Genomic DNA, 13,565 nt, shown 5'->3' with positions numbered 1-13,565 from the left:
CATCTAAATATATTCCTTAGCGTCATTTAGACTCTGTTCAAAAATCTGAATTTCAGAGCGAATTTTCCTTGAGCTCCTCTTCATTTCGTTAAGAGCCTCATCCCAAGGTTCAAACGTTCGCTTTACAAAAGATGGAAGCTTCTGATCCAGCTTCTTTAAAGTCTCTTCAATAGCTTGGGTCGCATCGACTCCAACCTTCTCTTTCACAATTTCAGTTTCAACCAAGTATTGCCCACCTGCACCACCAAGAAGGCCACCCAGCGCACCTCCAACAACTGTACCCACAGGGCCAAAAACACTGCCAGCTGCGGCTCCCGCTACAGCGCCTCCGGCTGATGCCGCAGCTTGTTTTGCTCGACCTGACACCTTCGAATACTCGATTTCAATGTCTTCAAAACTCCCAATATCATTCTCTTCAACCTGAACGAGTATCGTATCCACATTCTCCAAAAAGCTCTCAACCGAGTGACGAAGCTCTATGGTCAGTCGGTCTGTGATTAAGGTATTGATACGTGTGGCCAATAGAGCTCTATCCCCTCTATCTTTCAATTCCTCTGCCCAATCTATAACCTTTTCCGACAGTTCCTGCTGCAGCTTTAACAATGCTTCTTTCCGACGCCTAATCGCGTTTTTGCTCTCACTAGCAATCAAATGATCAAGGTCATCTACTGCTGGTAAGAGATTGCTTTCTATGGATTGAAGAACGGAGCGGTCCAAATAATTTACAACCTGCTGTCTAGCCTTGCGCGGCTTATAGTCTGCTGCTTCTGCAACCAAGTCAGCCATTCGATCTTCCAATTCAGCAAGACCGCTTTCCTGCAAACTACGATTAGAATCAGCTGAATTTTTATGTGCGTGCACCGATATAGAGAAGGGGTTTTAACCTCCTTTTGTTTGCCAAGCTTATCGATAGCTCTGCAATATACATCCTGTTCCTGTTCTTTACGGTTTTCTGACGTTTTATTTACAAGGATGCTATACAGAGTTCCCTCTTCGTCAAAGTCCTCCTCTCTAGCATCACTACGGGTAATAACCGGCAGAAGTGGTTTCCCGCTTTCAAGCTCAATTTTAAGATCATCAAGTTCCTGTACTTGTCCAGGAGAGGTAGAGGGCGTTAACCATAAAACCGCATCAGCACTATCTGTAAAAAGGCGAGTTAGCTGGCCGTTTTCATCCGTCACTGAGTGCAGCCCGGGAGAATCCAATAAAACTAGCCTATTCCCCAATTCTACCCCTGAATTCTCGCTGTGGTCTCAGTAACACCCTCTTGAAAGGGTTCATCTGATTTCTCTACTTGACCACCTTCGAGATAAAAGAACTGCACATCGCTAGAGTGGAACAAAGAAGCGACATAGTTGCAAAGCGAGCTTTTGCCAGCATTAACTTTCCCGAACACAAGCAAAATAGCTTTATCGGCAAAACAATCTGATAATTCACGAGTGGTTTGGCTAGCATCCCAGTCTTTGACGGAATTTTCGATAACCGTTCTCATTTGGCTTTCCACAGCCTTACAGGATTCCATTAAAGGATTACTTTGCCGCACATTATCCTGTACCGGCGAAATCCGCATCACTCTACGTGCGAACTCATCACGGATATTCATTAATTCTTCTTCGCCGGCAGAGACTTTTTCAAACGACTGGGCAAAATTTTCGACCGCATTGACTAAATAACTATTTAAATTTTTCATTCAGTATCTCCAGCAGTGACACTCCCTGTTCCAAATCTTCCAGCTCATCTTCCAAAGACTCTATTATTTCATTTTTGTATTGGAAATTATCTGTCAACTCCACTAACTGTGAGACAGGCTTAACTTCTTCCGACAAACCTAAGTTATCCAAGTGAGAAACTTTTAAAAGTGGCTCAAGTTTCTTGTGCATTACGTCTTGATCCACATTTCTGTATTTTTGGACTAAGTTTTTAGCGATTCGGCAAGTATAATTCTTAAGATCTTTCTCTTTGACTGCAGTTTCCTTACGCATCCGCTCCTTTTTCAGCTTACGTTCTTGATCACGTTCCTGATCACTTGTTAAACTAGTCGAGCTTTCGGAAGAATTTTTGTCAGATACGGCAGCAGCTATTACGGTGGCGGCAGCCACAACAGCGCCACCAACTAACCAAGGGATAGGCATACTCTGTCTCCTTTAAACCAAATCCAGTTTTTTAGCTCGCTCCAAAATTTTTTTGCGAGCACCTTCTACATCAGACCAAAACTCTTGAACATGCTTCTCTAAATCATCCGTCTTACTTGCTAGTTCCTGTTTCCGATCCTTAACTAATTCTGAAAGCTCAACACGTGCTTTTTGGACCAATCTTTTTCCTTCCGTTTTTCTTAATCTAGAAATTTCAAGTTTAAGTGAATTCAAATAGCTCTGAAACTCAAGCATGCCACTTGCTTTAATAAAACCATCTTTATTTTCACGGTTGCCGCGGATATAGCGCATAGCCGAAACTTCAACAATTTTTAGATCAGGCAGCTGGGCATTAATCGTGTTGACAACCTTAATTAAATCGTCAGACGTGACCTGATCAATCTGAGTTAACACTAAAACCAACTTACTACGATAGTTACTGTCCTGCCGCATTAACTGTCTATATAACTTCATTTCACTGCGGTCTAACTCACCTGCTTTAACATTGTGCACCAGACACAAAATATCAGCTCTTTCCAATGCTGCTGTCATAGCTCGACGGTCATCTTCGCCCTTCACGTCTGCATCTAACCCAGGAGTGTCTATCCAGGTAACATCATCATGATCGAATTGGCTAACTGAAATCGTCTCGCGTTTATCCGCAACTTTGAATACCTCCTGCCCGATCATGGCGTTAAGGAGCGTACTTTTACCATGATTGTACTTTCCGAAAACAGCAACTTTCGGCTTTTCTCCACTATCCAGCAATACGGATAACCGGCGGATGTTTGCTGCAGAACTCGGAAGCATCGCCTCCAACTCACCTAACCTTTCTGTCACACTCTGGTCTTGATTTAGCGTCATAAGATAACCCTCCAGTTGGGCGAAAAACTCGCTTCCTCTTGCAATTGGTTACATGCTTGAGCGTTAGCACGATAATATTGTTCGAGAGACATTTGATCGCTTGCAAATATCACATATCCCTCATCAATTCGACAAGCTATCGGGCGTTGTCTGTAAATTATGCAACTACCATCTTGCTTGTAATACTTACATACTCCATCTCCACGGTCATATTTTTTCAGCTCAACTACCTTATCGATTTTTTGACAGCAAAGGCCACACCGCGTACATGGATAAGTCATAAATGAATCAGAGCCTCCCCCTGGACGAATAACGAAAGAATGCTCTTGGCCCATTCTTTATAAACAATTGCCAGATTCGGGTTAAGACCAAATTGTTTTACAATCTCATTAACGATCGTTTCTTCTGCATGGTGTAAATGACCATCTGAAAATACAAGCACCATCAGTTCAAGGAGCGCTATTTTCTTATGGCCATCTTCTTGAAAAATGCAAAGCTCAGATGTCAAATCAAACTCATTGGGATCATATTCCACATCATCTATTTGCATTTCCATGCAGTATTTATCAATTATCACTCCCTCTTCCTTGCTAAATTCGTTGTCTATGTGAGCGACATGATGAGCAACTTTCAAAAAAGCTTTTTTTTCCGCCAAAGTCAAACGATTCAAAAACATCTTAGTTTCCTCTTCAATTTACTGCGCTTTATCTCACAGCCTTATTAACTAAATATTTCCCACGCCACCCGATAATCCTCTTCCCTGTCCGGGCGGAAGAACGGCGCTTGGTATTCCACGGTGCGCTCCATAGGTCCACCAGGCAGAGTATCGTCTAAGTAAGTTTTGCTTACCGTGCCTTGGGTCAAGTTCTGGATATCTTCCCAGCCGAGGGCGGCGTTTTGGGTGGTGATCTGGGGGCTTTCGGCGCTGTAGCGTGTGCCTTCTTTCAGTTCGGCGGGTTTGGCTTTGCGCGGTAGGCCGACGCCGACGAGGCCTTTGCTGGGGGTGAAGACGATGCGGCCGGTTTGGTCGTAATACGTTTCGGCTTCGTACTGGCGCATGACCGGGAACTGGACGCGGTAGATCGTCAGCAGTTCTTCCAGGGTGAGGCCGAGGGCCTGGGCGACCAGCACATCTATTTCCACCAGCGCCTGGCGGCGGGCGTAGTCGCTGCGCAGAGCGTTGTGGCGCTGCCAGTGTGGGGTCAGGTTGGCGAAGAAATCCTGGGGCAGCGCGGCGATGGGCGCGCGGGTGGCCCACTGCTGCTGGCGGAAACTATCTTGCCAGTTAGATTGCCAGAGGACCGCGTAGTGGTGGGTAATACTTACTAATGCAAGAGCGCGAACATGAAGCGCTTCTCGAACTCGGTTATCACTTAACACTGGCAATTGGTTAATCAATGACGTGTTGGCGTGACCCATACCTGTACTTTTCACGCGGTAGTCCAGAACAACTGATAACGTCATGCTGTAATAGTCCAGCATGGTTTGATCTGACCTGAAAGCAGTACAAAGACAGGTATTTATATGTGCAGCCCCTTGCGGAATAATTGCTGTCATCAGAGTCCGTTCAGATGAAGGCCCTATCATCTCCCGATTAACCAACCGATAATACTCCGTCACCCGCTTTGGCCGATGCTCGCCTTCTTCCACCCAGGGCACGGTGGGGGTGCGGTCGCAGTAGGTGGCGGGGTCGCAGGCGGGCACGTAGTTGGTGCGCGGCAGGTAGTCGTCCGGCAGGGTGTTCAGGTCGAGGATGTCGTAGTGGCTGTTCTGCGTGCACTTTGACCGCGGGGTCTTATAGAAAGGGCTGCCGACAAAGAAATGCGGGCCGGAGAGTATCCATTCTTCGGCGTTTACTGGAAAACGGGTTTCCCGTTTCATAGTGCCATCTTGTTGGGAATTGACCTCGTTCCAGTGCTGCTGGAATAGTACTGCCCCTGCAGATCGGCCAGCCGCCGGGGCTGGGCGGCGAATTTATCAAGTACCGCCATTAACTGCTTGGCATGCAGGGCGGGCAAACGGGCTTCCAGGGCATCGGTACCGGCTTCATCGTATAACTGGGCAAAAAGCGCCAACTCATGCTGGCCAATTTCGATAATGCGATCACGGTGGCCTTGGGTATTCCAAAGAACCTTACTGCCACCCGCTTCTTCACTAGACTCATGCTTAATTCCAGGAACGTTTCCATAACCTGAGTGAGTAAATGATTCATCAATGGTTTTTGGCAAAAACACATTAGACATGGATGAATAACTAGGCACATCTAATGTCGGACCATAAACATTAATACCAAATCTTGTTTGATCATGTACTTCAGCAAATAGAAAGAAAGCATTTGCAAATTGAAAATGAGCACGAAGACGCTGATACACCTCCCTTCGAAACGCTCCACCCTTGGGGTCGTCGTAAATCCCTTCCGGGTGCAGAAAGCCACTGACGCCCTGCGCGTTACCATTGGCCCAGGCGCGGGGCAGAAAGCATTTATACAGATTGGCTTTTTGCCCGGCGAGCTGCGGGTAGTTCTGGGTGGCGTTTAAAAACGCCTGGGCGCCTTCAGCCTCGGCCAGCTCAGCAAACCAGGCGCTCTGCAGCGCGGGGCTGCGCTCAAAGGCGGCTTCGCGTTCGCGGGTGAGCTGGGTGGCGCTAAGCCGGTGCAGCACAAAGCGCGGGTTGTGGTCGCCGAGGATGCCGCCTTCCTGCCATTCCACCTTGCGCCAGGGCGGGTTGCCCAGGGTGATATCAAAGCCGCCGCGGTGGGCGAAGGTATCGGCAAAGGCCAGCTCCCAGTGGAAGAAGCGGTACTGCTCCGCCAGGGTATTGGCCACTTTCAGGGCGTTGAAGACCGGGTTTCTGAACAGCTTTTCCAGGTTGAGCTCGCCGCGGGGGCTGCTGACCGCCTGGGCGGCTTGTGTTTCGGGCCGGGTTTCTGGGCGGCTTTCCGCTTGAGAGACGGTATTCAGCGTTGGCTGGGGGTCATCGGCGGCAAAGAGGTCGTCCACCGGCTTGGCGAAGGGGCTTTGGTTTTCAGCGCTTTGGGTATCAGCGCTTTCAGCGTTGAGCGCAGCGGCTTCAGCGGGTTCGGGCGCTTCGCCCTCGCCCAGCAGGCTTTCCTGGGTGGGGCCAAAGGTGAAGGTGCCGGCGCTATTGAGCAAGGTATTGAGGTCAAACAGCCACTGTTCGCGGTTGGGCAGTTCATCGACTCTATCCAGCGGCCAGAACCACAGGGCACACCAGTAATCCATGGCCAGCTTGAGCCGCCGATACGGCGAGGCCATGCGGGCGTGGGTGTTGAAAATGCCGCGGGCGTGAATGTCATCTTTCTCACGGGTGCTGGTGTGGTGGGCTTCGGCCCCCGGCTGGCCCCAGAGGGTGTAGGCATCCTGGGTGAGCTTACGGTCGTGGGTGAGCATTCGGGTGTGCTCACGCCATAGGCGGTCTACGGCCGCGCTGAGCAGCTGCAGGGTCTTGATCTCGCTGTTATCCAGCGGGGCGCAAAAAGCTTTTTTCCAGGCGTTGATCTTCTTGAACGCCTCGGGGCGCAGCTTTTTCGCAGTTTTATCGCTGTAGCCCACCATGCCGGGGTCGGGCAGCAGAAAGTGGTAAATCTCGCCTTCTTTTCGCGCGCCCTCTCCCTCCGGCGTTAACAGGGTTTCGGGCGGCAGGCGGCGCGGGGCGGTGTTGTACCAGAGGCCGTCTCTGTGCTGTTTTTTCAGGGCACTGGCCGGGTAGACCTCCCGGCGGGCGCCGATCAGGCTGTTGCCGGTAAACAGCTGGTAGCCAAACCAGGGCACGCTGTGGCCGCCGGTCAGGGCGTTGAGCCACAGCGAGACTTCCGCCAGCTCCACCGCGACCGGGTTAAGATCCACCCCGTAGACGTTGTGGTCGGCAATATGCATCTTGACCCGCTGGAGCTCCCGCGGGTAATCCTCATGGGGAATGCGCTCGTTAAGCTCGCGCTGCTTGCGGGTCAGGTAGGCTTCCGCCAGCTGGTTAACGGCCTCGTTAAGGAAGGCCGCGCTGCCCATGGCTGGCTCACAGACGCTCAGCCCGAGAATCGCATCGGCACTCAGGTCATCGGTCAGGCGCTCTTTGAGGGTGTATTTCACCAGGCTTTTGGTCAGCACTTCCGGGGTGTAGTAACTGGCGGATTTTTCCCGGTCGCGCCCGGCCATGCGGTAGATAAAGCTGCCCTTGGGGTGGCGGCGCAGGCTGAGCTTGCCGTCGATGTGATCAAACACGCGCTCCTGCTCGTCGAATTCCTCCAGCTGTTGGCGGGTGACAAAGTAGCCGGTATCGAGGGCATCGGGGTTGATGTTGTGCCCCTTTGGTGCGACTTCAAAGAGATCCTCGCTGGCAAAAAAGCCCCGGTAGCTCAGCAGCGCCTCATACACGGCGCCCAACTGGTTGATGCCAAGCTGGGTGTAGCTGACCCGGCCACGGCGCTTCTTGCCTTTTGCTGGCCGGGTAAGCGACATGCTCTGGATGACCTGCTGGAGGGTCTCGTTACTGAAGGTGACGCGGTTAAGCAGCGGCGTGCGGGCCGGGTCGAACAGGTGGCTTTCCAGCCCTTGCAGGCTGAAGGCATTGGCGCTGCTTTCATGCAGGGTATCGCCCTGGCGCTCGGCGGCGTAGCCGTTGTAAATCAGCTGGAACATGCGCTGCAGGCTTGCATGGAAGTAGCTGCCGCGGCGGCTCTCTTCGCTGGTCAGGCGCACATTTTCCAGATCACGCAGGGATTCCAGGCTGTAGCCCAGCCGCCAGGTTTCATCATCAGACGGCAGGTAGCCCAATTCCGGGCGCGCCTCGATGTAGAACAGAAACAGAATGCGGTACATGGTGCGCAGGCATTCCCGGGAGAGCTGGTCCGGGTCGAGGGCATTTTGGCCTGAGTAGATGCCCGCCTTGCGCTCCTGGGCCTGGGCAATCAGTTGTTGAGTGGCCTCATTCCCCAGCAGTTCAATGGCGTTGCGCAGGGCGTACTTGAGGTCATCGGAGACGGCAAAGGCGTGCTTGTGGCTGTTTTCGTCCAGGGTATCCAGACGGCACTGGTCGGGCTGGCCATCGGCATCCTGTGGGGCCAGGCTTTCGCGGTGAAGCAGCACGGCGCTGGCCTTGAGGGTCTTGTCATCGCGGCGGCCAAGAATCTCTTCCCAGTCGAAGCGCAGCATGCGGTTCTGGGACCATTTGTAGCGGTCGATCAGAATGCCCTGGCGGTCGCTGAGCAGCAGCACCCAGCGCGGTGGGTGCTCATGGTGCGGCGGGGTCTGGCGGAAGACGCCTTCATTAAGCAAACGGTACCAGTGGCTACCGGCCAGCTTGGGGTGGTGCGGGCCATCGCCAACGAACTGGTTGGCGTGCAGGGTCAGGGAAAGCGGGTCTTCGCCGTCGTTGTCTGGGTCCAGCGCGCCCAGCACCCAGAGCTGGCTGCCCAGAGCGCTGAGCACCGGCAGTTCGGCCTCCGGCGCCAGCAGGCGGTTTTCCGGTTGCCAGGGAATGCCCAGCACGCCCATCAGCTGGCGGAAGAAGTCGCGCTGCAGGCGAATGCGCTCGGCGGCCTGGCGCTCGTTTTTGAGGCGATGACGCAGGGCAAAGTAGGCCTGGTGAAGGTTGCGCAGGCCGCGATGCGGCGTGGGCTGGGTGTCGCCCTGCTCCTTGGCCTGCTCTTCCTGGCTTTCCCAGTGCTTGATGGTCTCGGCGAAATCGCCTTGAAACACATCCGCCAGGTAGTGGGCGCTGAAGAATTCGTTCTCGTTGGTCAAGCCCACGAAGGTGGCGGCAGTATCCTGAATGGCCATGTCGTCTTGCTCCTTTGCACTACGCAGGTGTGCCCTGGGCTGGCGTTTCGTCGTTTTCCCGAGTAAGCACGGCAATGATCTGGATAAAGGGCACCGGCTCGATGGTCAGGGTGTCCTGCACCCAGGTTTCATAGTCGCGGAACACCCGTTCGATGCGTTGCAGGCGTTCTTCCTTGCGTGCGGCCTTGAAGTGCTCGGCCTGGCCGGAGCTTTCCAGCTGCAGGGTCAGCTGGCTTATCTGGCGGCCCTTGAGGGCTTCCAGCGCGGCCAGCTGTTCGGCAAGCTCGGCCTGTTTGGTTTGGGTGTAAGCCTGCTGATGGGCCTGCATCTCGGCGTGGGTAGCATCGATAACCGGTTGGCGCAGGGCTTCCAGCGGCGCCATGTCAACCGGCTGGGCGCGGTTGGGCAGGCGGTTATCCAGGGGTAGCGTGGGCAGCCAGCTTTCTGCGGGCACTACCTCCACCACCCTGCCCTGGCGGGTTTTGACCGCAAACCAGCGCCAGATCACCGGGTGAGCCTTGCGATTAGGGATCAGGCCGCTGACCAGAAAAACGCTTTCCCCCACGGGCATGGCAGCGGCGACCTCAGGGGTATCAGGCAGGGCCAGCACCGGGGCGCTGTGGCGGGCCACCTGGGCCAACAGTTTGTCTTCCAGCCACTGGATGGCCGGGTGCTGGGGCCAGAGGTAATGCAGCTTGGGCCAGGCGTTTTCATCCTGGCGGCTGCGGCGGATCTCTTCTTCAAAGCGGGCTTTATCGGCGGTGAGCACCAGGGTGCCGTGCTCCGGGCGGATTTCCGGCGGCAGAAAGCGAAAGCGGTAATCCAGATCGTCCGGCAGGGTCAGGCTGAGGGTTTGGCGCTCCGGGTTGACGCTGACATCCACCTGGCGGCGCTCGCGGTTCAAGGCCTCCAGTGCCTGGCGGGCAAAGGTAAAGTCGCTTTCGAACAGGCTGTAGCGCTCGGCGGTGCCGGGTGGGCCCTCCTCGGCGCTGGCCGGTTCGGGGGCGGTTCTACGGCTTCCGGGTTGAGAAACAGCGCCAGCAGGTCGTCGCCTTCGTTGCTGTCATCCGGCTGATACTGCTGGTCAAAGCTGGCAGCGGGCGTCGCCTCCGCCATGGCCGCAGCGGTCAAGGCTACTTCGGCCTCTGGGTCGTGCACCTTCATAAAGGTGGCCGGGTCGCCGATGTTCTTGTAGGCCTGCTCGTCCTTTTCCTTGAGGATTTCCAGAATGCGTTGGTCTCCGCGCACCTTGGGGTTGTCGCTCTGATTGATCAGGTAGGTGATGATGGGGATCTCGGTCTGGCCGTAACGGTCAACCCGACCATTGCGCTGCTGGAAGACCATCAGCGACCAGGGCAGATCAAAATGCACCAGGCGATGCGACAGGTAATGCAGGTTGATGCCTTCCGAGGCCACATCGGAACACAGCAGCACCCGCAGCGGGGTGTCGGCCTTGCCGAAAGCTTCCACAATGCCCTGCTGCTCGATATCGCTCATGCCGCCGTGAAGGATGGCAATGGCCTGCTCTTTGAGTTTCAAGTCGTCCATCAGCTGGGTTTGCAGCCAGCGCAGGGTTTCAATGCGCTCACTGAAGATCACCAGGCGGTCTTCGCTGTTGGTCTTTTCTTTCCAGCCGAACTCCTTGCTTTTGAGCAGCGCCAGCAGTTCGCGGTACTTGTTGAAATTCTGCGGGGTGATATTGCCGAGCGCCAGCTGCAGTGAGTGAAGCGACTGGATTTCGTGCTGCTCGTCCTCGGTCAGCTCGCCTTGCTTGCGCTCGCGGCTTTGCAGCTTTTTGAGGCGCTGATCTACCGATACCTGGGCCGCCGCCGGGGAGCTGAACAGGGATTTCTGCAGGCCAATCCGCACCAGCTGGCCGTTTTTGGTCTCGCTGTGCTCTCCGGCGTAGGTAAAGGGTACGTCCAGCAGGGTCTGGTAGGCAGCCTCCTCCTGGGGTGAGGCGTCCAGATACAGATCCTTGACCACGCGCTCCTTGAATTCCTGCTGCACCTGATCGCGGATGTCTTTCTTGAAGCGGCGGATCACCAGGCCCTTGTCGCGGAAATCTTCCCGGGCGTAGTCGTCCGGGTCAGAGATGGCCGTGGGGTCAAGCATGTTCATCAGGCTGGCAAAACTGCGCGCCTTGCCATCGTGGGGCGTGGCGGAGAGCATGATGAGCGTATCCGAGCGCCCTGCCAACAGCTGCGCCAGCTGAGCACGCTGGGAGCTGGAACCGCGTTCGGCCACGTTGTGGGCTTCATCAATCACGATGATATCCCAGTAGGCCTGCTCCAGATGGCGGCGGTATTCGTTATCCTGCTTGAGGGTGTCGATGGAGATAATCGACTTGTCGTAGTAGTAAAAGGGGTTCTGGTTGCCGGGGATGTTGTTGCGTACCCGCTGCAGCCCCGCAGAATCCAGGCGGGTGAGCGGAATGGTGAAGCGGTTCCACATTTCTTTCTGGAACTGGGTCATCATGCTTTTAAGCGTCAGCACCAGGATGCGCTTGCCACGCCCACGGCGCATCAGCTCGGTCATCAGGATGCCGGCTTCCAGGGTCTTGCCCAGCCCTACCGCATCGGCAATCAGGATGCGCTGGCGGTTCTGCTTGAGGGCCTGCAGCGCCGGGTCAAGCTGATACGGCACCGGGTCCATGGCGGCCTTGTGGCCGAGATGGATGCGCTGATCCGCCGAGGTGATCTGGCGCAGCTGGGTCTCGATGAACAGGCGGCTTTTTCAAAGCCGGGGTCAGGTCCTGCTCGAAGCGGGTGTGCGCCGGGTCGAGTAGCTGGATGGCATCCTCGGCTTCTTCAAGCCGGGTGAGAAAGCGCGCGCTTTTACCACTGACCAGCTCGGAAAGGCCATCCACGGTGAGCACATAACCGCCATCATCACTGGCATCGGCGCGGCGCACAATCCATTCGCAATCACGAATGACCACGCGGGCACCGGGGGCGTAACGCGTTTGCATGCTTCTCTCCTTCCTGACGAGACAAGACGACATTCGTGGGTCGGGAAGGCAGGTTAACCCCAGGCTCCGACATCCGGCGTCGCACAGATTCCAATTCTTGAGCTTAAAGATAATTAATAAAAATGAGGTTACCACTCAGATGACAAGGCTGCCAAGGGTTTGTGGTCACGCTAAGTTGATGGAAATAATCAGCAATTCATAAAAGTTTGCAGCCATATAAACGCAATAATTAAATTAGCTATAGAGACTATTCATTACTGAAGAAATTTATCTAGGAGTAAACTAATATATTTCACGATATATAAATGAACTTGTTAGGCAAGTTCAGTGGCAATCAGCGAAATCATGCTAAGTGCCTATTCAAAATTAATCGCGTGCAAAACTCCATAGCCGCCGAGTAGGCGATGAACCTCATTGCAGAGGCGGTCAAACGAAAGATAGGCGCTTAACGGCAACCATGCGTACTTCATCTGCTTCCATAAAATCTCAATGAGATTCAGCTCTGGCGAGTAAGCTGATAGGTAGATCAAATACACACGATGCGACATCCATTCCACTATTTTTCTCCTGAAGGCCATGGAGCGATGCATACTGGCATTATCGAGCACCACAACGGCGAACGTGTCAGGGTCTTTCTGAGCCACAAACGTGTCGAAGGCTTCGATGACCGTCTCGGCCGTCACTGATTCCGTCGTGGTATGGTAGACAAGCTTTCCTGCATGGCTGAGGAACCCTAATACGTTTAGTCTTCGGCTACGAGGGTAGGCGGTCACTTCGCAGGGTTGACCGACAGGGCTCCACGCGTATGGCACTGACGACGATTGTGAAAAGCCTGACTCATCAAAATAGTAAAGCTCGTGCTCGCCTTCGTCTTCCTGCTGCTGAAGCGCCTTAAGGAGGCCCTGAGTATTGCGGAAATCCCTTTCGTTACGCCGTGCCTTCAGTGAATGACGAATGCGCTTGAAGCTGAGATCATTTTTTTTCAACGCCCGGCGAAGGGTCACCGTGCTAACTGTCTTGCCAGTCTCTTCCTGAAACCGAGCCTGTAAGGATCGAATCTGATGAGGCTGCTCAACAACCATTTCTTTCAATCGCTGGTTGTCGTGCTCGTCCAGAATAGGTGTCCGACCACTGCGGGGCTTATCGGCGAGCCCGTCAAGCCCCAACGTTTCCCATTGTTTGAGCCATCGAGAGACGGCATCGCGGCGAACCTGCAGAATGTCACTGATCTGGTTGATGGTATGGCCCTGATCACTCAGCAGGATGGCGTGCGCACGTCGACGTAAAGCCCGCTTCTCGCTTTGGTGATAGGCCTTGGTTAGTGCCTGCTGTTCAGACTTTGTGAGAGGATCAACAAAGCGACGCCTTGCCATAGGTTTATCCGTGTCAGTGATTTTAAAATCGATGTTACACGGAAATTTGTGATCAGGCACTTAATTGCCGCCTAAAATTCAACTACCCTTAGTTCTAATGACTTTTAAATTGTTGTATAATAACTTATAAACTCTTAAACTCTCGATTACCACGCTCTGTGCTTGTACTTCATGATCAAGTGATATGAGAGGCCAGAAATGAAGCAAGCTCGAAAAACTTACTTACTAATCAGGCTCTCAATCATCCATCAAATACCTGTGCAAAATCAAATGGCATAGGTAGCCTGTAATCTATTGATTTTAAGGTACTCATACATACGAAAATTCTGCATAAGCACTCACCTAATAGATATATTACAGAATTACTCTCTGCTGCCTTAAAATATGACTAGATATACATTCAGCACGTAGTTGCCAAAACTTACCCATA

Annotated in this window: 12 protein-coding genes; all 12 read right to left on the bottom strand. The window is 53.5% G+C overall.

Going from position 1 to position 13,565, the window contains the following annotated elements; genetic code table 11:
• Positions 1–3 precede the first annotated feature (3 nt).
• Positions 4–786, bottom strand: a complete 783-nt coding sequence (locus tag HLB35_RS00180; RefSeq protein ID WP_171701033.1) for a hypothetical protein — start codon at positions 784–786, stop codon at positions 4–6.
• Positions 723–1,181, bottom strand: a complete 459-nt coding sequence (locus HLB35_RS00175; RefSeq protein ID WP_171701064.1) for a P-loop NTPase family protein — start codon at positions 1,179–1,181, stop codon at positions 723–725. The genes HLB35_RS00180 and HLB35_RS00175 overlap by 64 nt, the downstream gene beginning before the upstream one ends.
• Positions 1,182–1,228: 47 nt before the next feature.
• Positions 1,229–1,690, bottom strand: coding sequence for a hypothetical protein (locus tag HLB35_RS00170; protein ID WP_171701063.1), 462 nt, complete (start codon positions 1,688–1,690; stop codon positions 1,229–1,231).
• A complete protein-coding gene (locus HLB35_RS00165; RefSeq protein WP_171701062.1) occupies positions 1,674–2,132 on the bottom strand; it encodes a hypothetical protein in 459 nt (152 codons plus the stop codon). Before HLB35_RS00165 ends, HLB35_RS00170 begins: the two co-directional genes overlap by 17 nt.
• Positions 2,133–2,144: 12 nt before the next feature.
• Positions 2,145–2,996 carry a GTPase gene (locus tag HLB35_RS00160; RefSeq protein ID WP_171701061.1) on the bottom strand — a complete coding sequence of 284 codons (852 nt, stop codon included), beginning with the start codon at positions 2,994–2,996 and terminating at the stop codon, positions 2,145–2,147.
• A 277-nt stretch (positions 2,997–3,273) separates the two neighbouring features.
• Positions 3,274–3,672, bottom strand: coding sequence for a tellurite resistance TerB family protein (locus HLB35_RS00155; protein ID WP_171701060.1), 399 nt, complete (start codon positions 3,670–3,672; stop codon positions 3,274–3,276).
• 44 nt (positions 3,673–3,716) lie between these two features.
• Positions 3,717–4,877: a hypothetical protein gene (locus HLB35_RS00150; RefSeq protein ID WP_171701059.1), complete on the bottom strand. Its 1,161-nt coding sequence runs from the start codon at positions 4,875–4,877 to the stop codon at positions 3,717–3,719.
• Positions 4,874–8,791 (bottom strand): class I SAM-dependent DNA methyltransferase, encoded by a 3,918-nt coding sequence (locus HLB35_RS00145; RefSeq protein WP_171701058.1) that lies wholly within the window; start codon positions 8,789–8,791, stop codon positions 4,874–4,876. The genes HLB35_RS00150 and HLB35_RS00145 overlap by 4 nt, the downstream gene beginning before the upstream one ends.
• A gap of 19 nt (positions 8,792–8,810) precedes the next feature.
• Positions 8,811–9,695 (bottom strand): hypothetical protein, encoded by an 885-nt coding sequence (locus tag HLB35_RS00140; protein WP_171701057.1) that lies wholly within the window; start codon positions 9,693–9,695, stop codon positions 8,811–8,813.
• Positions 9,692–11,446 carry a DEAD/DEAH box helicase gene (locus HLB35_RS00135; RefSeq protein ID WP_216601338.1) on the bottom strand — a complete coding sequence of 585 codons (1,755 nt, stop codon included), beginning with the start codon at positions 11,444–11,446 and terminating at the stop codon, positions 9,692–9,694. Before HLB35_RS00135 ends, HLB35_RS00140 begins: the two co-directional genes overlap by 4 nt.
• Positions 11,421–11,762: a hypothetical protein gene (locus tag HLB35_RS16330; RefSeq protein ID WP_216601337.1), complete on the bottom strand. Its 342-nt coding sequence runs from the start codon at positions 11,760–11,762 to the stop codon at positions 11,421–11,423. The genes HLB35_RS00135 and HLB35_RS16330 overlap by 26 nt, the downstream gene beginning before the upstream one ends.
• Before the next feature lie 356 nt (positions 11,763–12,118).
• Positions 12,119–13,135 carry an IS630 family transposase gene (locus tag HLB35_RS00130; RefSeq protein WP_171701056.1) on the bottom strand — a complete coding sequence of 339 codons (1,017 nt, stop codon included), beginning with the start codon at positions 13,133–13,135 and terminating at the stop codon, positions 12,119–12,121.
• Positions 13,136–13,565: the final 430 nt, after the last annotated feature.

This window comes from Vreelandella azerica (assembly GCF_013112225.1).
In the GTDB taxonomy this organism is placed as follows: Bacteria; Pseudomonadota; Gammaproteobacteria; order Pseudomonadales; family Halomonadaceae; genus Vreelandella; species Vreelandella azerica.
The sequence above is the reverse complement of the archived record's forward strand: the minus strand, read 5'-3'. Positions and strand labels throughout refer to the sequence as shown.

Excerpts from the sequence above, each read along its gene's own strand:
- HLB35_RS00180 (WP_171701033.1), bottom strand. The coding sequence starts at position 786 with ATGGCTGACTTGGTTGCAGAAGCAGCAGACTATAAGCCGCGCAAGGCT.
- HLB35_RS00170 (WP_171701063.1), bottom strand. The coding sequence starts at position 1,690 with ATGAAAAATTTAAATAGTTATTTAGTCAATGCGGTCGAAAATTTTGCC.
- HLB35_RS00165 (WP_171701062.1), bottom strand. The coding sequence starts at position 2,132 with ATGCCTATCCCTTGGTTAGTTGGTGGCGCTGTTGTGGCTGCCGCCACC.
- HLB35_RS00160 (WP_171701061.1), bottom strand. The coding sequence starts at position 2,996 with ATGACGCTAAATCAAGACCAGAGTGTGACAGAAAGGTTAGGTGAGTTG.
- HLB35_RS00155 (WP_171701060.1), bottom strand. The coding sequence starts at position 3,672 with ATGTTTTTGAATCGTTTGACTTTGGCGGAAAAAAAAGCTTTTTTGAAA.
- HLB35_RS00150 (WP_171701059.1), bottom strand. The coding sequence starts at position 4,877 with ATGAAACGGGAAACCCGTTTTCCAGTAAACGCCGAAGAATGGATACTC.
- HLB35_RS00145 (WP_171701058.1), bottom strand. The coding sequence starts at position 8,791 with ATGGCCATTCAGGATACTGCCGCCACCTTCGTGGGCTTGACCAACGAG.
- HLB35_RS00135 (WP_216601338.1), bottom strand. The coding sequence starts at position 11,446 with ATGGACCCGGTGCCGTATCAGCTTGACCCGGCGCTGCAGGCCCTCAAG.
- HLB35_RS16330 (WP_216601337.1), bottom strand. The coding sequence starts at position 11,762 with ATGCAAACGCGTTACGCCCCCGGTGCCCGCGTGGTCATTCGTGATTGC.
- HLB35_RS00130 (WP_171701056.1), bottom strand. The coding sequence starts at position 13,135 with ATGGCAAGGCGTCGCTTTGTTGATCCTCTCACAAAGTCTGAACAGCAG.